The organism is Streptomyces sennicomposti, assembly GCF_019890635.1.
In the GTDB taxonomy this organism is placed as follows: Bacteria; Actinomycetota; Actinomycetes; order Streptomycetales; family Streptomycetaceae; genus Streptomyces; species Streptomyces sennicomposti.
Genome location: NZ_JAIOAB010000005.1, coordinates 151,137 through 169,553, shown reverse-complemented (window position 1 = coordinate 169,553; position 18,417 = coordinate 151,137). Strand labels below are relative to the sequence as shown.

15 protein-coding genes are annotated in these 18,417 nt (G+C 72.9%); 5 read left to right on the top strand and 10 right to left on the bottom strand.

Annotated features, from left to right (window positions below; genetic code table 11):
- Positions 1 to 136: 136 nt before the first annotated feature.
- Positions 137 to 1,969: a tetratricopeptide repeat protein gene (locus tag K7787_RS05075; RefSeq protein ID WP_199293657.1), complete on the bottom strand. Its 1,833-nt coding sequence runs from the start codon at positions 1,967 to 1,969 to the stop codon at positions 137 to 139.
- A gap of 215 nt (positions 1,970 to 2,184) precedes the next feature.
- The gene (locus K7787_RS05070) at positions 2,185 to 5,160 is read right to left on the bottom strand and encodes a UPF0182 family membrane protein (RefSeq protein WP_223000640.1); all 2,976 of its coding nucleotides are present in this window, start codon (positions 5,158 to 5,160) and stop codon (positions 2,185 to 2,187) included.
- Positions 5,161 to 5,335: 175 nt separating this feature from the next.
- Between K7787_RS05070 and K7787_RS05065 the strand changes: the two genes are divergently transcribed.
- Positions 5,336 to 5,878, top strand: a complete 543-nt coding sequence (locus K7787_RS05065) for a PPA1309 family protein (protein WP_043261277.1) — start codon at positions 5,336 to 5,338, stop codon at positions 5,876 to 5,878.
- A 93-nt stretch (positions 5,879 to 5,971) separates the two neighbouring features.
- Here K7787_RS05065 and K7787_RS05060 read toward each other — a convergent pair whose 3' ends face one another.
- The 4 genes from K7787_RS05060 to K7787_RS05045 form a co-directional block, all read right to left on the bottom strand.
- A complete protein-coding gene (locus K7787_RS05060) occupies positions 5,972 to 7,066 on the bottom strand; it encodes a YlbL family protein (RefSeq protein ID WP_169437768.1) in 1,095 nt (364 codons plus the stop codon).
- Positions 7,067 to 7,128: 62 nt separating this feature from the next.
- Complete coding sequence (locus K7787_RS05055; RefSeq protein WP_223000612.1) at positions 7,129 to 7,293, bottom strand: hypothetical protein; 165 nt, start codon at positions 7,291 to 7,293, stop codon at positions 7,129 to 7,131.
- A 173-nt stretch (positions 7,294 to 7,466) separates the two neighbouring features.
- On the bottom strand, positions 7,467 to 7,928 hold the full coding sequence (locus K7787_RS05050; protein WP_223000611.1) for a molybdenum cofactor biosynthesis protein MoaE: 462 nt from the start codon (positions 7,926 to 7,928) through the stop codon (positions 7,467 to 7,469).
- Positions 7,929 to 8,178: 250 nt separating this feature from the next.
- Complete coding sequence (locus tag K7787_RS05045; protein ID WP_009190525.1) at positions 8,179 to 9,291, bottom strand: SDR family oxidoreductase; 1,113 nt, start codon at positions 9,289 to 9,291, stop codon at positions 8,179 to 8,181.
- Positions 9,292 to 9,482: 191 nt separating this feature from the next.
- On the opposite strand from K7787_RS05045, the gene K7787_RS05040 reads away from it, so the two are divergent.
- On the top strand, positions 9,483 to 10,976 hold the full coding sequence (locus K7787_RS05040) for a zinc-dependent metalloprotease (protein WP_223000610.1): 1,494 nt from the start codon (positions 9,483 to 9,485) through the stop codon (positions 10,974 to 10,976).
- On the top strand, positions 10,973 to 11,488 hold the full coding sequence (locus K7787_RS05035) for an NUDIX hydrolase (RefSeq protein ID WP_223000609.1): 516 nt from the start codon (positions 10,973 to 10,975) through the stop codon (positions 11,486 to 11,488). Before K7787_RS05040 ends, K7787_RS05035 begins: the two co-directional genes overlap by 4 nt.
- 109 nt (positions 11,489 to 11,597) lie before the next feature.
- On the opposite strand, the gene K7787_RS05030 is transcribed toward K7787_RS05035, so the two are convergent.
- The 4 genes from K7787_RS05030 to K7787_RS05015 form a co-directional block, all read right to left on the bottom strand.
- Positions 11,598 to 12,353: an AIM24 family protein gene (locus tag K7787_RS05030; protein ID WP_009190522.1), complete on the bottom strand. Its 756-nt coding sequence runs from the start codon at positions 12,351 to 12,353 to the stop codon at positions 11,598 to 11,600.
- 15 nt (positions 12,354 to 12,368) lie between these two features.
- The gene (locus K7787_RS05025; RefSeq protein ID WP_164391513.1) at positions 12,369 to 13,049 is read right to left on the bottom strand and encodes an AIM24 family protein; all 681 of its coding nucleotides are present in this window, start codon (positions 13,047 to 13,049) and stop codon (positions 12,369 to 12,371) included.
- A gap of 11 nt (positions 13,050 to 13,060) precedes the next feature.
- On the bottom strand, positions 13,061 to 14,797 hold the full coding sequence (locus K7787_RS05020) for a TerD family protein (protein WP_223000608.1): 1,737 nt from the start codon (positions 14,795 to 14,797) through the stop codon (positions 13,061 to 13,063).
- 129 nt (positions 14,798 to 14,926) lie between these two features.
- Positions 14,927 to 15,523: a M48 metallopeptidase family protein gene (locus K7787_RS05015; RefSeq protein WP_043261274.1), complete on the bottom strand. Its 597-nt coding sequence runs from the start codon at positions 15,521 to 15,523 to the stop codon at positions 14,927 to 14,929.
- A 239-nt stretch (positions 15,524 to 15,762) separates the two neighbouring features.
- Between K7787_RS05015 and K7787_RS05010 the strand changes: the two genes are divergently transcribed.
- Both K7787_RS05010 and K7787_RS05005 read left to right on the top strand, forming a co-directional pair.
- Positions 15,763 to 16,977 carry a TOMM precursor leader peptide-binding protein gene (locus tag K7787_RS05010; RefSeq protein ID WP_223000607.1) on the top strand — a complete coding sequence of 405 codons (1,215 nt, stop codon included), beginning with the start codon at positions 15,763 to 15,765 and terminating at the stop codon, positions 16,975 to 16,977.
- Positions 16,970 to 18,346, top strand: a complete 1,377-nt coding sequence (locus K7787_RS05005; protein WP_223000606.1) for an ABC1 kinase family protein — start codon at positions 16,970 to 16,972, stop codon at positions 18,344 to 18,346. Before K7787_RS05010 ends, K7787_RS05005 begins: the two co-directional genes overlap by 8 nt.
- Positions 18,347 to 18,417 lie beyond the last annotated feature (71 nt).

Sequence of the window (18,417 nt, the reverse complement as noted above, 5' to 3'; positions counted from 1 at the left end):
CCCGCCTCGCGGGAGCCGGCACCTCCGCCCCGCAAGCGCCGACAGGTCCGCCGCCGCGCGGGCCGGGAAGGGGGATGGCCCCCGGCCCGGCACGGGCCGATGGAAGGGCGGCCGTCCCCGGCCCGGGAGGCCGGCGCTACGCCGACAGTTCCTCGCGCAGGGCGTCCCGGAGGCGGGTCGCCCGTTGGGCCACCTCGCGGGGGCCGAGGGCCGCGGCGCGGTCGGCCCAGCGCTGGCCCTCGGTGAGTTCGCCCCGACGGGCGTGGACGAGGGCGAGGCGCAGCGCCGCGCGGCCGTGCCCGGCCTCGGCGGCCCGGGTCCACCACACGACCGCCTCCGGCTCGCTGCCCTCCCGGGCGAGCAGCAGCCCCAGGTTGAAGGCGCCGTTGCGGGAGCCGGCCTCCGCCGCGGTGCGGTACCACCGCGCCGCCTCGACCACGTCCCCGCGGGCCGCGGCGAGCATCCCGACCCGCACCTGCGCGCGCCGGTGCCCCTGGGTCGCCGCCCGCTCGTACCACTCCTCGCACTCGGTCTTCTCGTGGACCGCCGACTCGCCGAGTTCGTGCGCGGGCGCGGGCGGGCGGCGGGCGTCGAGCACGGTCGCCAGCCGGTACGCGGCCTCCGCGCTGCCCCCGCCGGCCGCGCAGCGCAGATGCCGTTCGGCCTCCTGCTCGTCCCCGGCGCGCAGCCGGGCGATGCCCACCTGGAGCGCCGCCTCGGTGTGCCCGGCGGCGGCGGCCCGCTCGTACCAGCGCAGCGCCTCGGCGGTCATGTCCCGGCCCGCGTAGAGGATCCCCAGGTTGAACGCGGCGTCCACGCTGCCGGCCTCGGCCGCCTTGGAGAACCACGGCTCGGCCCCGGCGGTGTCGCCGACCTGGAGCAGCAGGACGGCGAGCGCGTTGGCGGCCTCGCGGTGGCCGGCGTAGGCGGCGCGCCGGTACCACTGCTCGGCCTGGGAGGTCCGGCCCTGCTCGGCGCAGAGCAGGGCGAGGTTGTAGGCGCCGTTCACGTCGCCGGCGTCCATCGCGGCCCGGTACCAGCGCTCGGCGGTCTGGGTCTCGCCGCGCTCGGCGTGCAGCGCGCCGAGCGCGTTGGCGGCGTTGCCGTCGCCGTCCTGGGCGGCGCGCAGCCACCACACGGCGGCGCTCTCGGTGTCCCCGGCGTCGCGCAGCAGGAAGCCGAGCGCGCAGGCGGCCCGCGGCTCGCCGTCCTTGGCGGAGGTCAGGTACCAGCGGCCGGCCTCCTTCAGCTCGCCGCGGCCCTCCAGGATCGCGCCGAGGTGCAGCGCGGCGCGCCGGTGGCCGCGGGCGGCGGCCTGCCGGTACCACTGCTCGGCCTCGGTGCGCAGTTCGGCGGCGTCGGCGTCCGCCGCGGTCTCGGCGGCCCGCCGGTCCAGTGTCCGGGCCAGCCGGTACGCCGCCTCGCGGTGGCCGTGCTCGGCGGCGATCCGCATCCAGCGCTCGGCGTCGGCGTCGGCGCGGTGTTCCAGCAGATCGGCGAGCGCGTAGGCGCCGAGCACGTGCCCCTGTTCGGCGGACTGGCGCAGCCAGTACTCGGCGGCGGGTTCGTCGCCGCGCTCGCGGTGGTGCCGGCCGAGCGCGTGCGCGGCCGGAGCGGAGCCGGCGACGGCGGCGATCCGCCACCAGCCGGCCGCCTCGTCCGGGTAGCCGCGCTGCTGGAGCAGGACGCCCAGGTTGTTGGCGGCGGCGCGGTCGCCGGCCGCGGTGGCGGCCCGCAGATGGGGTTCGGCTCCGTCGAGGTCGCCCCGGCGCAGCAGCATGGCGCCGAGGACGCTCATGGCCTCGGCGTCGCCCGCTTCGGCGGCGAGCCGGCGGCGCGCCAGCTCGGCGACCTCGTCGGCGGCGGCGCCCGTCTCGTCCCGGGCGCCGTCCACGATCTCCGCCGGATCACCGGTCTGCGCAAATCGCCCTGAATCGAACAGAGTTACCTTGTCCCCCATAACGTCCATCGTCGCACCACCCGCAACCCGGGTACACCTGGTATACCGCAGCCAGTGAGGTCACTTCAGCGTTTTGTCGACATGCCCACAGAGAGACAAGTCAAACACAGATGGCCCAACTCCCCACGGCGGCGCGGCGGTCCTGCACGTCGGCACATCCGTTCGCCCACGAACGGAAGGCCCGGGTCCGCACCGGACCCGGGCCTCGTGACCGTCCACGGCGATCAACCGCCGCTCTTGTCACCGCTCTTGTCGCCGCCCTCGGCAGCGCTGCTCGCGCCGCTCCCGCTGCCGCTCTTCGCGCCGCCCTTGTCGCCGTTCTTGGCGCTCGAGCCGGCCGCCTTGTCCGCCTCGGCCTGCGCCTTCTCGGCGCGCTGGAGGGCCGCCTGGAGCCTCTTCTGGGCCTCGTCATAGGCCTTGAAGTCGGGCACCTTCAGCGCCTTCTGGCCGTCGTCGAAGGCCTTCTGGGCGTCCTTGAGGGCCTGTTCGACCGTCGGGCTGGCCGTACCGGGCGGATTCTCCGTGCCGGTGCCCGGCGGCGGGTTCTCCGTCCCCGAGGTCCCGAAGATCTTGTCGAGGGCCTCGCCGAGCGTGTTCTCGAACGCGGTGGTGCCGCCGAAGCTCACCAGGACCTTGCGCATCAGCGGGTACTTGAGCTGCCCGCCGCGCACATAGACCGGTTCGACGTAGAGCAGGCCCCCGTCGAGCGGGATCGTCAGCAGGTTGCCGTACTCGATCTCCGAGTCGCCGCCTCTGATGAGCCGGACGAACTCGGCGATGTTCTGCTGCGAGTTGGAGTTGAACTGGCTCTGCACCTGTTTGGGGCCGCCGACCGTCGTGCTCGCCGGCAGCTTCAGGATTCTGATCTTGCCGTAGTCGGGGGTGCCCGCCTGGGAGTCCACCGCCATGAACGCGCTCAGCGCCTCGCGCCCGTTCGGCGTGAAGGTCGTCGTCAGCGAGAACGCCTGTGCCTGCTGGTCGGGCATCTTCATCGTCAGGTAGTACGGCGGCACCGAGTTGCCCGACTTGTTGGTCGGGTCGACCGGCACACGCCACACCTCGCTGCCGCTGAGGAAGGTCTGCGCGTCCGTCACGTGGTAGCGGGTGAGCAGCTCGCGCTGCACCTTGAACAGGTCCTGCGGGTAGCGCAGATGGGCCATCAGATCGCCGGAGATGGCTGTCTTGGGCTTGACCGTGTCGGGGAACGCCTTCATCCAGGTCTTCAGGACCGGGTCCTCGGTGTCCCACTGGTACAGCTTGACCTCGCCGGTGTAGGCGTCGACCGTCGCCTTGACCGAGTTGCGGATGTAGTTGACCCGGTTCTGCTGGGCCACCACCGCGCGCTGGTCGTTGTTGTAGGTCAGCGAGTCCGCCGTGGTGTCGCCGAGGGTCGTACGGGAGGCGTACGGGTAGCCGTTCGTCGTCGTGTAGGCGTCGACGATCCACTGGATGCGGTGGTCCACCACCGCGGGATAGGCGTCGCCGTCGATGGTCAGCCAGGGCGCGACCGCCTCGACGCGCTCCTTGGGCGTGCGGTTGTACAGGATCCGCGAACCGTCGCCGATGGCGCCGGAGTAGAGGATCTGCGGCTCGCCGAACGCCACCGCGTACGCCGCCCGGTTGAGCGTGCTGGACAGGCTGACGCCGCTCTTGCCCTGGTAGGTGGTGGTCGCCTCGCCGTCGCCTGCCGGGTAGTCGATCTCCTTCTGGGGGCCGCCGACGATCGAGTAGGTGGTGGTCTTCTCGCCGTAGTAGACCCGCGGTTCGTAGGTGCCGAGGTCGCCGGTGGAGGGGACGTTCTTCTCGGTGAAGACCGGCTCGCCGTTGCTGGTCTCGGTGCCCTTGGCGGCGACCATGCCGTAGCCGTGGGTGTACCGGAAGTGGGTGTTGATCCAGTTCTTCTTGACGCCGTCCAGGTTCAGTTCGCGCAGGCCGACGACCGTGTCCTGGACCTTGCCGTCCTTGCCGGCGTACCGGTCGACGTCCAGGTTGTTCGGGAAGGCGTAGTAGCCGCGGATCTGCTGGTTCTGCTGGAAGGTCGGCGAGACGATGTTGGGGTCGAGTATGCGGATGCTCGCCGCGTCGTCGACGTCGTCGCGCAGCGAGGACTTGTCCTTCGTCGTGCTGTTGCCGTCGTAGCCGGTCACCTGGGTGTCGTCGATGCCGTACGCGGCGCGCGTCGCCTTGATGTTCTTCGCGACGTACGGCGCCTCCTTGGCCTGCTCGTTGGGCTGGACCTCGAACTTCTGGACCAGCGCCGGGTACAGGCCGCCGATGAGGATCGCCGAGAGCACCATCAGGCCGAAGCCGATGACGGGCAGCTGCCAGGTGCGCCGCCACAGGGTGGCGAAGAACAGCAGCGCGCAGATCACCGCGATGCAGAACAGGATCGTCTTGGCCGGCAGATAGGCGTTGGCGTCGACGTACCTGAGGCCCGTCCAGTCGCCGGTCGCCTTGAAGTCGCTGGACTTGACCGCGAGGCCGTACCGGTCGAGCCAGTAGGCGACGGCCTTGAGGGCGACGAACACGCCGAGCAGCACCGACAGGTGTCCGGTCGCCGCCGCCGTGGCCCGCGGGCCGGGGCTGGTGACCCGCAGGCCGCCGTACAGGTAGTGGGTCAGCGCGGCGGCGATCAGGGACAGCACCGCCGCGGCGAAGCCGAAGCCGAGCAGGAACCGGTACCAGGGCAGGTCGAAGGCGTAGAAGGAGATGTCGAGGTGGAACTGCGGGTCCGTCTTGTGGAACGGGACGCCGTTGACCCACATCAGCCAGGTCCGCCACTGGCCGGCGGCGGAGGCGCCCGCGACCAGGCCCACCAGGGCGGTCACCCCGCACAGCAGCCACCGCCGGTAGGGCGCGATGCCCATCCGGTAGCGGTCGAGGTTCTGCTGCTCCAGCGACATGGCGCTCAGCGGCGGCCGCAGCCGGTGGGCCAGCCAGACGTTGAAGCCGACCGCCGCGGCCATCAGCAGCCCGAAGACGAAGAACAGCCCGATCTTGGTCGTCAGGGTGGTGGTGAAGACCGACGAGTAGTGCACCGACCGGTACCAGAGCCAGTCCGTCCAGAAGCCGGCGAACATCGTGAACGCCATGGCCAGGACGGCCAGGACGCCCAGTGTCATCAGCAGGGTCCTAGCTCGCCGGGACGGGCGGCCGACTCTGATCCGCGGCCCCGTGGGGCCCCCGCCGCGGTCCGGCATCTGGAAAGCCAAGGTGCGCACCTCGAAAGTTCGCTGTTGGTCACTGTGGTCGCGTCAGGCCCCCGTGCTCGCGGACCCCACGGTGCGCCCTGGGTTCCCGGGCCCACACCTATGCAACTTACTCACCGCTTACTCGGTTCCCGATTTCGGCCGGTAACGAGGCAGGATTGTGACCATGTCCAACACCCCCATGGCGGCGAACCCGCTCACCCGGGCCGTGCTCGAGATCGACGAGTACGCCTCCGGCCTCGGCTGGGATCAGCCCGCTCGCCTCTTCGCCCTCGTCGACACCGCGCGGCTGCGGACCCAGGAACCCGCCCTCGCGGCCCAGCTCGGTCTGGAGGACGAGCAGGAGACCTCCGGTCTCACCCCCATCGAGCAGGACGAGATCCCGTCGGGCCAACCGCTCGACGAGTTCCTCGCCACCATCGCCTGGCCCGACGCCGTGGCCGGCTGCGCCCTGACCGTGGAGCGCCTGATGCTGCCGCCGTCCGCGGAGGCGCAGGTCCCGCAGGGTCTGAACGAGGCGAAGCTCGCCGAGTGGGTGGCCGCCCACCCCGAGCGCCAGGAGGTCCGCATGACGGTCGCGGTCCTGCGCGACGGTGCCCGCGAGTCGGCGCTCAGGCTGCGCGAGAAGGACTCCCCCACGGAGGTCCTCACCGGCTCCTCCCTGGTGCCGGGGCTGGCGGACGCGCTGGCGGCGACGTTCGAGGAGTGAGGCCCGCGCCCGGGTCCGCGGGGGCGCGTGTCCCCGCGGGCGCCGGGGGCGTACGCCCCTTGGGGCGCGGGAGGGCGCTGCGCGCCGGGGCGCTCAGCCCTTGGTGCACTTCGGCAGGTCGGCGGTCTTGCCCGCGCTGATGTCCTTGAGGGCGCCGAGGGCGTCGCCGATGGTCTTCACCTTGACCAGGGTGAGCCCGGAGGGGGTGTCCGAGGCCGCGGCGGCGCAGTTGTCGGCGGGCGTGAGGAAGTACTGGGCGCCCTTGTCGCGCGCGCCGACCGTCTTCATCTCGATGCCGCCGATCGGGCCGACCTTGCCGTCGTCGTCGATCGTCCCGGTGCCGGCCACGAACTTCCCGCCGGTCAGGCTGCCCGGGGTGAGCTTGTCGTAGATGCCGAGCGCGAACATCAGACCCGCGCTGGGGCCGCCGACATCGGCGAGCTTGATGTCGATCGTGAACGGGAAGGTGTGGTCGGTCCCGGCGGAGATGCCGACGACGGCCCGCCTGGCCCCGGTGTCGTGGGACTCGGCCGTGGTGAGGGTGACGTCCTTGGTGACGGTCGCGTCCTTGTTCTGCTTCGCGGCGGCGGCCTGGTCCTTGGCGGGGACGATGGTGAAGACGACCTTCTGCCCCGGCTTGTGCGCGGTGACCAGCTTGGCGACGTCCGCGGGCTGCTTGACGGCGGTGCCGTCCACGGCCTTGATGACGTCACCGGCGTGCAGATTGCCCTGGGCCGGACTGTCCTTGACGACGGTGGAGACGATCACCCACGACTTCACCGGGATGCCCAGTTCCTTCAGCGCCGCCACCTTGGCGCTCTCCTGGGACTGGCTGAACTCCTCGGCGTTCTCCTGGGTGGACTGCTGCTCCGTCTTGCCGTCGGGGTAGAGCGTGTCGTGCGGGACGATCTTGTCGTCGTGCGCCAGCCAGCCGTAGACGGCCTCGGCCAGGTTCATCCGGTAGTCGGCGCTGGTGACGCGGACGGTCGTCATGTTGAGGTGCCCGTCCGTGGGATACGTCCGGTGCCCGGAGATCTGCAGCACCGGCTCGCCGCCGTGCTCGCCGAGCGTGTTGACCGTCGGTCCCGGGGACATCTCCGAGTACGGCACGGGGAGGAAGACCCCCGCGCACAGGAGCGCGATCAGCATCAGGGTGGAGGCGAGCATCGTCGCGGTGCGGCGTGGCATGTCTCGACAGTACGTGACGGACCTGTCCGCGCACCGTCAGGGCCGCCGTCCGCGCAGCGGCCTCAGGTGCCGGACGTGGACCTCTCCATGGCCTCGCGGAACCGGGCGTACCCGTCCAGCTCGGGCCCGTCGCTGCGTATCCTGCGGGTGCGGTTGGCCCAGCTCCCCCACAGGGCCGCGGCTATCGCCGCCACCAGCGGAATCAGCAACCAGGCGAGCGCCGCCATGCCGACCTCCCAACGTCGATCGACCGATCGCAACTGACTGATCAGCAGATTAACCATCCGCTCTGACAACGCTCATGCCCGGGGTGCGGTTACGCAAGCCGGACCGCGCGGTCGATGGCCCGCACGGGTAGCGGGCCGGCCGCCCGCGGGCCGGAGTCATGAGGGTGAAGGCCCTAGCAGGCGCCGACCCACTCCTCGGTGCCGTCGGAGAACCGCTGGTGCTTCCAGATCGGCACCTCGTGCTTGAGGTCGTCGATCAGCTTCCGGCACGCCTCGAAGGCCTCCCCGCGGTGCGGGCAGGACACGGCGACGACGACGGCGAGGTCCCCGACCCGCAGGTCCCCCACGCGGTGCACGGCGGCCAGCGCGCGCACCGGGTACTCGGCGGCGACCTTCTCGGCGATCCGCCGCATCTCGGCCTCGGCGCTGGGATGGGAGGAGTACGCGAGGGCGTCCACGTCGGCGCCGTTGTCGTGGTCGCGCACGGTCCCCACGAAGAGCGCGGTCCCGCCGGCGGCGTCGTCCCCGACGGCCTTGAACACCTCGTCCAGCGAGAGCGCGGTGTCCCGGACGGCGATCAGCTTGATGGGATCGTCGGCGGCGTGCTCGCCGGGGTGATCGTTGCTCGGAGCCATACCCCCATCGTGCCGCACCGCGCCGACCCCCCGGAATAGCGTCATCACCCGGCACGCACGCGTGCACGTTTGTGAGGTCCTACAGGGACCCGGCCCGTCCGGCGCTCGGGGACGAGGCCGTTCAGGCCGACAGCGGGGGTCCGGGGGCGGCAGTCACCAGGGATGCTGGGGTCCCCTGCTCGGGCGAAGCCGAGAGCTTGAGGGAGGGCAGGAGCGGCGGGGGCGAGAAACGCCCCCGGCACCCCCGCCCTCAGATCCGCCGCCGAGCCTTCCGGGCCCGCCGCACGACAGCCGCCGCGCCCAACAGGGCGACCGTCGCTCCCGCGGCCCCCGCCGCCGTCGCGTCCTTGCGCCCCAGCCGCCGCCCGACCACGGTGTGCCGCCCGGACACCTCCTCCAGCAGCTCGGCCAGCACCGCCTCATTGGTCCACTTGGGCCGCCACCCCGCGTCATGCAGGCGGCTCCCGCTGACCACCCACGGGTACATCGTGTACGCGAGGTCCCCCGCAGGCGACGGCGTGAGCCCGATCCGGTGCAGCCGGGCCGCCGCGCCGAGCGCGACCGCCGACGGCAGCTCCATCCGCCGGATCCCGCTCAGCTCCTCGACCTCCTCCTGCTCCAGCCACCCGTCGCACCCCACGGCCAGCTCCCCGTCGACCTTCTCCAGCACCGCGTACTCCAGCGCCCCGCACAGGTCCTCCACGTGGCAGAACTGCCACGCCGGCCGCGACCCGGCCACCACCAGCAGCCGCGGCGACTCGAAGTACCGGGTCAGCGCGGTGTCGGTGCCGCCGACCAGCACGGCGGGGCGCACCACGGTGACGTTCAGCCCGGGATGCGCGCGCGGAGCGCGGCGCGCCAGCCGCTCGATCTCCAGCAGGTCGCCCACCCCGGTCGCCTCCGCCGTCGCCCGCAGCTCCGCGTCCTCGGACAGCGGCAGCTCGTTGTCCGGCAGTGCGCCGTACACCATCGCGGAGGTGCACAGCACGACCCGGTGCACCCCGGCCGCAGCGGCCGCGGTCAGCACGGTCTGCGTGCCCCGCACGTTGTACGCCGTACGGGCGGCGGCGTCCGTCTCCAGGTCGAGGTCGAGCGCCAGGTGCACCACGACGTCGGCGCCGCGCAGCTTGTCGGCGATGGCCGGGTCGCGCACGTCCAGGATGTGCCAGCGCGCCGCGTCGCACTCGCCGCGCCGCTCGTCGATGGCGATGACCTGCCGGATCTCCTCGGAGGCGGCCAGCCGCTCGGTGAGCAGGGCGCCGACGCCGCTCGCGGCTCCGGTGACCGCGACGACGGGCCCGCGCACGGCGGGGGTGCTCTCGTGGTTTCGCGCTGCGCGAACCTGTGGATCTGGGGAACTCACCGGGCGTCTCCAGCGGTTGTCTTCCATACGGGCGCGAATGACGCGTACGTACCAGGTGGCATCCATCCTGCCGCAGGCGCCGTGTCGGCGGAGCACCGAGGCCCTATCCGCCCGCGGTGTCTACGCTGGGTGGTGATGTCGGGCAGCCGCGCCGCCGGAGAAGCCGGTGGCCTTACCAGCCGAGGAACCCCGTGAGTGACACCCCATTCGGATTCGGCCTTCCGCCGGAGGAGCCGGACGACGGCGACGAGGGCAAGAAGAAGGACCAGCAGAGCGGTGGTGAGCAGGGACCGGCCAACCCGTTCGGTTTCGGGCTGCCCGGGGCCGGAGGCCTTGGCGGGCCCGGCGCCGACAATCCGCTCGCAGCCATGTTCGGCTCGCTGAACCCCACCGACCTGGGCGCCGCGTTCCAGCAGCTCGGCCAGATGCTCTCCTACGAGGGCGGCCCGGTGAACTGGGACATGGCCAAACAGATCGCCCGCCAGACGGTCGCGCAGGGCACGCCGGACGGCGCCAAGGACGCGAGCGTGGGCCCCGCCGAGCGCGCCGCCGTCCAGGAGGCCGTCCGGCTGGCCGACCTGTGGCTGGACGACGTGACGTCCCTGCCGTCCGGCGCGGCCTCCGCGGTGGCCTGGTCCCGCGCGGAGTGGGTCGAGGCGACGCTGCCGGCCTGGCAGGAGCTGGTCGACCCGGTCGCCGAGCGGGTGGGCACCGCCATGGGCGATGTGCTGCCCGAGGAGATGCAGGCCATGGCCGGCCCGCTGATCGGCATGATGCGCTCCATGGGCGGCGCCATGTTCGGCACGCAGATCGGCCAGGCCGTCGGCGTGCTGGCCGGCGAGGTGGTCGGCTCGACCGACATCGGCCTGCCGCTGGGCCAGGCCGGCCGGGCCGCGCTGCTGCCGCTGAACATCGAGAAGTTCGGCAAGGACCTGGGCGTCCCGCAGGACGAGGTGCGGCTGTACCTCGCCCTGCGCGAGGCGGCCCACCAGCGCCTGTTCGCGCACGTGCCGTGGCTGCGCTCGCACCTGTTCGGCGCGGTCGACGGCTACGCGCGCGGGATCAAGGTCGACACGGCGAAGCTGGAGGACGTGGTCGGCCAGTTCGACCCGCAGAACCCCGAGCAGCTGCAGGACGCCCTCCAGCAGGGCATGTTCCAGCCGGAGGACACCCCGGAGCAGAAGGCCGCCCTGGCGCGCCTGGAGACCGCTCTGGCGCTCGTGGAGGGCTGGGTGGACGCGGTGGTGCACGCCGCCGCCAAGCCGCGTCTGTCGTCCGCCGACGCGCTGCGCGAGACGCTGCGCCGCCGCCGGGCCTCGGGCGGTCCGGCCGAGCAGACGTTCGCCACGCTGATCGGTCTGGAGCTGCGCCCGCGCCGGCTGCGGGACGCCTCCCGGCTGTGGGCGTCGCTCACCGACGCGCGCGGGGTGGACGGCCGCGACGGCCTGTGGGCCCACCCGGACATGCTGCCGACCGCCGCCGACCTGGACGACCCGGACGGCTTCGTGCACCGCGAGCAGCTGGACTTCTCCGAGCTGGACAAGATGCTCGGCGAGGCGGCGAGCGGCGGCTCCGGCGCCAAGCCCGACCTGCACAAGCCTGACCCGCACAAGAAGGACGCGGCCGAGGACGGCAAGGGCGACGACGGCGAGGGCGACGACGGGAAGGGCGACGGCGCCGAGTGAGCCTCCACGACGACGCGGTCCTCGTCCTCAAGGGGTACGAGAACCAGCCGGAGCTGCGCGACGCCTACCTCGACCACCTCGCGGCCCACGCGGACGGCCTGTGGAAGGCCTGCGGGGCCGGGCACATCACGGCGAGCGCCCTGGTGGTCGATCTCGAGCGCGGCCGGGTGCTGCTGACCCTGCACCGGAAGCTGCGGATGTGGCTCCAGATGGGCGGCCACTGCGAACCGGGCGACCCGACGCTGGCGGCCGCCGCCCTGCGCGAGGCGACCGAGGAGTCGGGCGTCGAGGGGCTGACCCTGCTGCCCGGCGGCCCGGTCCGGCTGGACCGCCACCTCACCCCGTGCGCCTGGCACCTGGACGTCCAGTACGCGGCGATCGCCCCGCCCGGCGCGGTAGAGGCCATCAGCGACGAGTCCCTGGACCTGCGCTGGTTCGCCTACGACGCGGTCGCGGAGGTCGCCGACGACTCGGTCGTCCGTCTGCTGACGGCGACCCGCGCGAGGCTCTGACGCACGGACGTGGGCCGAGGCTCTGACGCGTAGACGTGTGTAAGGGGTGACCGCCTGGGCGGTCACCCCTTACGTCTGCCTGCTCCGCCCGTCGGGCGTCAGGCTGGGTCTAGCTCCAGGCGTTGCCCTGGTTCTGGCCCCGCGCCCCCTGCTGGCCCATGCCGAACTGCGCGGCGAGTCCCTGCCCGATCACCGCGTTCTGCGGCGGCAGCAGCTCGCTGGGCTGTACGAGGGCGTAGCCGCTGCCCATGAAGCTCAGCTCCCAGCCCTCACCGGTGTTGCCGCGCCGCCGCCACACTCCCGAGGAGTGCGTCTGGGCCTGCATCTGCACCCGCAGTCCGGTGGACCAGGCGACGATGGCGTCGGCGTCGCAGTTGACGTACTTGTCGGGCGTCACCTGCATCAGCAGCGGCGCGCCGGAGGTCATCAGGGCGACCTTGCCGCGGCCGGTGATGTTGAGCTGGTACTTCCCGGAGCCGGAGATGCCGTACGTGCTGTCGACCGCGATGACCTCGTGGTGCAGCGAGGAGTCCATCGCCAGCACGTAGCTGCTGTCCACCGTCAGACCGTCCTGCTCGACGTCCATCACATGGACGTACTGGGCGAGGTTGGCCAGGTAGACCGTGCCCTGCCCGTGGCAGCGCATCAGGTCCAGGCCCTCGCCGGTGCGGGCGCGGGCGTAGGCCTGGCTCGTGTTCTGGTACTCGGCGTCGAACTCGACGAGGCCCTGGTAGGCGACCATGGTGCCCTTGCGGGCCAGGATGTCGTCGTGGCCCTCCAGGACGACGCGGAGCATCTGCTTGTTCTGCAGGCTCCAGCGCTCCTGGGTCTGGACGTCGTTGTGGGCGAAAAGCGGGCTCTGCATGTTCCTGTCTCCCCCTCAGCCCCGGACCCGCAGGCGGTCGGTGCTGTCCTCGCTGGGCTGCACGACGACGATGCCGGTGCCGGAGAAGGCCATCTGGTAGGCCTCGCCGCTGCCCCGGCCGATCAGGGACTGCGCCTTGAAGCTGCGCTTGCCCTTGACCTTCAGGTTCGGCGACCAGGCGACGAGGGCGTCCGGGTCGACGTAGGTCTCGTTCTCGCCGCCGCCGCAGTCGACGACGATCGGCTTGCCCCGGGAGGTGAGGGCGACCCAGCCCTGCCCGGAGATCTTCGTGTTCCACAGGCCCTGGCCGGCGAACTTGGCCAGTCCCTTGACCCGCTCGACGCCCCACTGGAGGCTCGCGTCGAAGGCCAGCAGGTTGGTGGCGTTCACCGAGATGGCGTCGCCGCCGAGGTTGATCACGACGACGTCGGCGCCGTAGTCGGCGAGGTAGAGCAGGCCGTCGCCGGCGCACTTCATCAGCGGGGCGCCCTCGCCGGTGATCCAGTCGCGGGCGATCTGGCGCACGGCCGGCGGGTTGGGCTCGTACTGGATGAAGCCTTCGTAGGCGACCATCGACCCCACGCGCGCGAAGAGGTCGTTGCCGGTCTGCATGGCGACCTTCAGCATGTGGCTGCCGTGGTTCTCCATGCGGGCGGTGACGGGTGCGGGGGCGTAGCCCGCGAGCGGCTGGTTCATGACGGGCTCCCTCAGACCTCGTACGGCTGGACCACGACGAAGTTGCCGGGCGCGGCCCGGAACTGCAGGTTGACGCCCTCTCCGGTGTGCCCGGGGTAAGCGTTGCGGCGCATGCGCACCTGGCTGGAGACGATCACCTGGGCGGCGGCGGACCAGGCGACGACGGCGTTGGAGTCGACGAACGTCGTCGGGGTCACCGGCAGCACGACGGGTGTGCCGTGGGTCTTGACGACGATCGTGCCGGTGCCCTGGAACTGCATGGTGAACAGGGCGCCGCCGGGAATGCCGTGCCCCTCGATACGGCGGACCTCGTACTGCAGGCTCTCGTCGAAGGCGAGGACGTTCTCGGCGGAGACGCAGATCGCGTCGCCCTGGAGTTCGACCGGGTGCAGATGGGTGGACTCCTCGGCGAAGAACACCTGGCCCTGGCCGGTGCAGCGCATCAGCTGCATCTCCTGACCGGTGGCGTTGCCGACGATGCGGCCGGCGAAGCCCGCGCCCTTGTAGCTGAAGTCGACCTTGCCCTGGTAGAGCACCATGCTGCCCTGGCGGGCCAGGACGGGCTGGCCGCCGATGCCGAGGTCCGCGCGGATCAGCTTGCCGTTCTGCGGGGTCCAGCGCTGGCCGGTCGGCGTCTCCTTGAACTTGTCCAGCGCGGCGGCCACACCCGTGCCCTGCGGGGCGGCGGTCTGCGGGGCGCCGTAGGGCGCGGCCTGACCGGGGACCTGGCCGTACGGCGGCTGTCCGTAGCCGGGCGGCGGTGTGGGCTGGCCGTAGCCCGGCGGGGGCGTCGGCTGGCCGTAGCCGGGCGGCGGGGGCGCGGCGGGGCCGGGCGGCTGATGGCCGTACGGCGGCTGCTGGCCGGGGTGCCCGTAGGGCGCGGGGGCCGGCGGGGGCGGCGGGACGGTGCCGCCGGGGGGCGGGGTCAGGGGCGCGACGATGGTCGGCGCGGCGTGCACGGAGGGCGGCTGCGGCGCGGGCGGCGGCGGTGGGGTGACGCCCGGGGGCGGCGCGAAGCCCTGCGCGGCGGGCTGCGGCACGGGAGCGGGCGGCGGGGTGGGCGCCTGCGGCGGCACGGGCGCGGTGGGGGCCGCGGGCGCGGACGGCACGCCGAACGCGGGCGGGGCGGCGGCCTGGATGGGCGGGGCGAAACCCGGGGCGCCGCCGGTCTGCGGCTGCTGCGGCTGCTGCGGGGCCTGCGCCGGGGCGGGCGCCTCCTCTTCCAGCACCTCGCCGCCGAAGTTCTTCAGCAGCGCCTCCAGTCCGCCGTCGAACCCCTGTCCGACCGCGGCGAACCGCCAGACGTCCTTGAGGTAGATGTCGCCCAGCATCACGGCGCGTTCGGTGGAGAACTCCGACCCGTCGAACGCGTAGCGGGCCACCTCCTCGCCGCCCGCCACGATGCGCAGGTAGCCGGGGCCGACCTGGGACATCTGCCCGGCGCCGTCGATCGTCGCCGTGAAGGACAGCTTGTGGATCTGCGGCGGGATGCGGTCGAGCGTGACCCTGAAGGACTCCGTGTCGCCGGCCTGCGCGCCGAGGAGCTGGATGGACTCCTCGGGGGACTTCGGCTGGTTGAAGAAGACGAAGTACCGGTCGTCCGAGAGCCGCTCGTCGGCGTCGAGGCCGAAGCAGCTGATGTCGAAGGTCAGTCCCGGGGCGGAGATCTGCACGCCGACGTACAGATCCGTGCCCGCGGTCAGGTCGCTGATCCTGGCCTTGTGGCCGCGTTGGAATTCCCTGGGCATGCCTGAGGACCGTCCCCCATCCCGAGTGTGCGAGTGCGTTGCGCCAGGCTAACGGCAAACTCCGACACCGGGCCGGGTCGGTACAGACCCGGTACACAATCCCCGCCCGGCCGTGGCCCGCGCGGGCGGTCAGTCCTCGCCCGGGTCCGGCAGGTGCGGCAGCCGGCCCGCCGCCGCCACCCCTTCGAGATAGCCGCGGGCCCGTTCGGTGCGCGGGTACGCCTCCAGCAGCCGCCAGAAGCGGGGGCCGTGGCCGGGGACGAGCAGGTGGGCCAGCTCGTGCAGGAGGACGTAGTCGACGACGTACTCGGGCATGCCCTTGAGGCGGTGCGAGAGCCGGATGCTGCCCTCCGCCGGTGTGCACGAGCCCCAGCGCGTGTTCTGGTTGGTGACCCAGCGCACCGAGGCCGGGCGCGCGCGGCCTTCGAAGTACTGGGCCGACAGCCGCTCGGCGCGCTCGGCCAGCTCGCCGTCGCCGAGGGAGCGGCGGCTCTCCTGGGCGGCCAGCTTGTCGAGCATGACGTTCACCCAGCGCCGTTCCTCCGCCTCGGACATCCGGGCGGGGATCAGCACGATCGTTCGATCGCCCTCGCGGTACGCGGAGACCGTCCTGCGGCGGCGGTCGCTCCTGCGCACCTCGATCGCGCTCGCCGCCGAGCCGCTCGGCGGCGGGCTCGTCTTGCTGCGCTGGGGCGCTTTGGCGCGGTGCAACGGGTCGGCGGACACGCCCCGACCGTACCGGGTGAACGCGGGGGAAGTCCCGGGTCGAGGACGGTTCCGCACCGATCCCCCACCGACCGTCTGATTCGTACGACGAATACCCCCTGCCTGTGGACAACTTTCCGCACCGATGTCCCGGACCGGGCATGCTGACTCCCGTCGGCGGAACAATGACCGCTTCCCCGGCACATGTGATGTTCCTGACTTGTCTCTTGTCCTTCTCCTTTCGGGCTACGGGGGCTCAAATGCATCCGATGGTGAAGCCCGCGCTGCGGCGCGGCTGGCGGGACCTCGACACCGTGCAGTTCGGGATGACCCCGGCGCACGCACTGACGCTCGGCCCGGTCGACACGGCTACGGGCGGCTTCCTGGAGCTGCTCAACGGCACCCGGGGCCTGCCGCTGCTGCGGGAGGAGGGGCGCCGCATGGACCTGCCGGACGGCCATGTGGACCGCCTCGTACGACGGCTGGCCGGCGCGGGCCTGCTGGACGACGCCCGGGGCGGCGGGGCCGCGGCCGGGGCGCTGCGGCGGGACACGGAGGTCATGGACCGCCTGCGGCCCGACCTCGCCGCGCTCTCCCTGGTGGCCCGCGGACCGGGCGAGGCGATCGACCGGCTGGCCGCCCGGCGCGATCTGCGCGTGCAGGTGCGCGGCGCCGGCCGGGTGGGGGCGGTGCTGGCCGCCCTGCTGTCCGGGGCGGGGATCGGCGAGGTGGACGTGCTCGACGGCGGCCGCGTCGAACCGTGGGACGTCGCCCCGGGCGGGCTGCCCGCCGAGGCCGTCGGCGAACGCCGGGCCGAGGCGGCGCGCCGGGCCGTGCGCCGCGCGGCCCCGGACCGCGGGGCCCGCCGCGGCCGCCGCACCCCGTTCGAGCCGGACGAGCCCGGCCACTGCCTGGTGATCCTCGCCCCGCGCGACGACCTCGGCGTGCACGCGCCCGACCCGTCCGCCGCGGCCTCGCTGATCGCCTCGGGAACGCCCCACCTGTACGCCGGAGTGGTCGAGGCCACCGGGGTGGTGGGCCCGCTCGTCCTGCCCGGGCAGACGGGCTGCGCCGAGTGCCTGCACCTCGGCCGCACGGACCGGGACGCCACCTGGCCGCGGCTGGTCGCCCAGTGGCGCTCGGGCAGAGCCCGTCCCGTGCGCCCCTGCGACCTGGCGCTGTCCACGACGGTCGCCGGGCTGGCCGCGGCGCACGCGCTGGCCTTCCTGGACGGGCAGCCGCCCTCCGGCGCGGGCGTCCGCTGGGAGGTGAGCGCACCCGGGCTGAACTGGCACGGGCGGCCGATCTGGCCGCATCCGGACTGCCCGTGCGGCGCGGCGCGCGAGACCGTGGCGGAAGACACCTCAAAAGAGGGCGAGCCACGCGCGACAATGGCGGGGCAACGGCCGTCACCGACGCCCTGCCGTCAGGCGGAGGCGGCGCGGCCGGCTGGGACTTGGAGGGCGCATGTCTGATCTTCCCCGCAAGGCGGTCACCCGGACCGCCAAGCTCGCCGCGCTCCCGCTCGGCTTCGCCGGGAGAGCGACCTGGGGACTCGGCAAGAGGATCGTCGGCGAGTCGGCGGAGATCGTCGGCCGGGAGCTGCAGCAGCGCACCGCCGACCAGCTCTTCAAGGTCCTCGGCGAGCTGAAGGGCGGGGCCATGAAGTTCGGGCAGGCCCTGTCCGTGTTCGAGTCGGCGCTGCCCGAGGAGGTCGCCGGCCCCTACCGGGCGGCCCTGACCAAGCTCCAGGAGGCCGCGCCGCCGATGCCGACGCGCACCGTGCACGCCGTGCTGGCGGAGCGGCTCGGCGAGGACTGGCGCGAGCTGTTCGTGGAGTTCGAGGACAAGCCGTCCGCGGCGGCCTCCATCGGCCAGGTGCACCGGGCGGTGTGGCACGACGGCCGCGAGGTGGCGGTCAAGGTGCAGTACCCCGGCGCCGGCGAGGCCCTGCTGTCGGACCTGGGCCAGCTGAGCCGGTTCGCCCGTCTGCTCGGCCCGCTGATCCCCGGCATGGACATCAAACCGCTGATCACCGAGCTGCGGGACCGGGTCTCCGAGGAGCTGGACTACGGGCTGGAGGCCGAGGCGCAGCAGGCGCACGCCGTGGAGTTCGAGGACGATCCGGACGTCGTCGTCCCGGCGGTGGTGCACCAGCGCGAGCAGGTCCTGGTCACCGAGTGGATCGACGGCGTGCCGCTGTCGGAGGTGATCGCGGACGGCACCCAGGAGCAGCGCGACCGGGCCGGCCAGCTCCTCGCCCGGTTCCTCTTCTCCGGCCCTGCCCGTACCGGTCTGCTGCACGCCGACCCGCATCCGGGCAACTTCCGGCTGCTGCCCGGCGGCCCGGACGGCGCGGAGGACTGGCGGCTGGGCGTGCTGGACTTCGGCACCGTCGACCGGCTCCCGGGCGGACTGCCGGCGCCGATCGGCGAGTCCCTGCGGATGACGCTGGACGGCGAGGCCGACGCGGTCTACGACATGCTGTGCGCGGAGGGCTTCGTCAAGGAGTCGATCGAGCTGGACCCGGAGGCGGTCCTCGACTATCTGCTGCCGATCATCGAGCCGGCGCAGGCGGAGGAGTTCACGTTCACCCGGGGCTGGATGCGCAGCCAGGCGGCCCGGATCGCCGACCCGCGCTCCCCCGCCTACCAGCTGGGCAAGCGGCTCAACCTGCCGCCGGCGTATCTGCTGATCCACCGGGTGACGCTGAGCACCATCGGCGTGCTGTGCCAGCTCGGGGCGACCGTGCGGCTCAGGGAGGAGCTCCAGGAGTGGCTGCCGGGCTTCGTCGCCGAGCCGGAGGAGGACCTGGAGGACGCGGAGACCGCCGTGGAGGCGTGAGGGGGCCGCGCCGGGCGGGAGCGCTCACCGCCGGGCAGCGGGCAGTGCTCACCACCAGGCAGCGGGCAGTG

Coding starts and splice junctions, on each gene's coding strand:
- K7787_RS05075 (WP_199293657.1), bottom strand. CDS start 1,969: ATGGACGTTATGGGGGACAAGGTAACTCTGTTCGATTCAGGGCGATTT.
- K7787_RS05070 (WP_223000640.1), bottom strand. CDS start 5,160: ATGCCGGACCGCGGCGGGGGCCCCACGGGGCCGCGGATCAGAGTCGGC.
- K7787_RS05065 (WP_043261277.1), top strand. CDS start 5,336: ATGTCCAACACCCCCATGGCGGCGAACCCGCTCACCCGGGCCGTGCTC.
- K7787_RS05060 (WP_169437768.1), bottom strand. CDS start 7,066: ATGCCACGCCGCACCGCGACGATGCTCGCCTCCACCCTGATGCTGATC.
- K7787_RS05055 (WP_223000612.1), bottom strand. CDS start 7,293: ATGGCGGCGCTCGCCTGGTTGCTGATTCCGCTGGTGGCGGCGATAGCC.
- K7787_RS05050 (WP_223000611.1), bottom strand. CDS start 7,928: ATGGCTCCGAGCAACGATCACCCCGGCGAGCACGCCGCCGACGATCCC.
- K7787_RS05030 (WP_009190522.1), bottom strand. CDS start 12,353: ATGCAGAGCCCGCTTTTCGCCCACAACGACGTCCAGACCCAGGAGCGC.
- K7787_RS05025 (WP_164391513.1), bottom strand. CDS start 13,049: ATGAACCAGCCGCTCGCGGGCTACGCCCCCGCACCCGTCACCGCCCGC.
- K7787_RS05020 (WP_223000608.1), bottom strand. CDS start 14,797: ATGCCCAGGGAATTCCAACGCGGCCACAAGGCCAGGATCAGCGACCTG.
- K7787_RS05010 (WP_223000607.1), top strand. CDS start 15,763: ATGCATCCGATGGTGAAGCCCGCGCTGCGGCGCGGCTGGCGGGACCTC.
- K7787_RS05005 (WP_223000606.1), top strand. CDS start 16,970: ATGTCTGATCTTCCCCGCAAGGCGGTCACCCGGACCGCCAAGCTCGCC.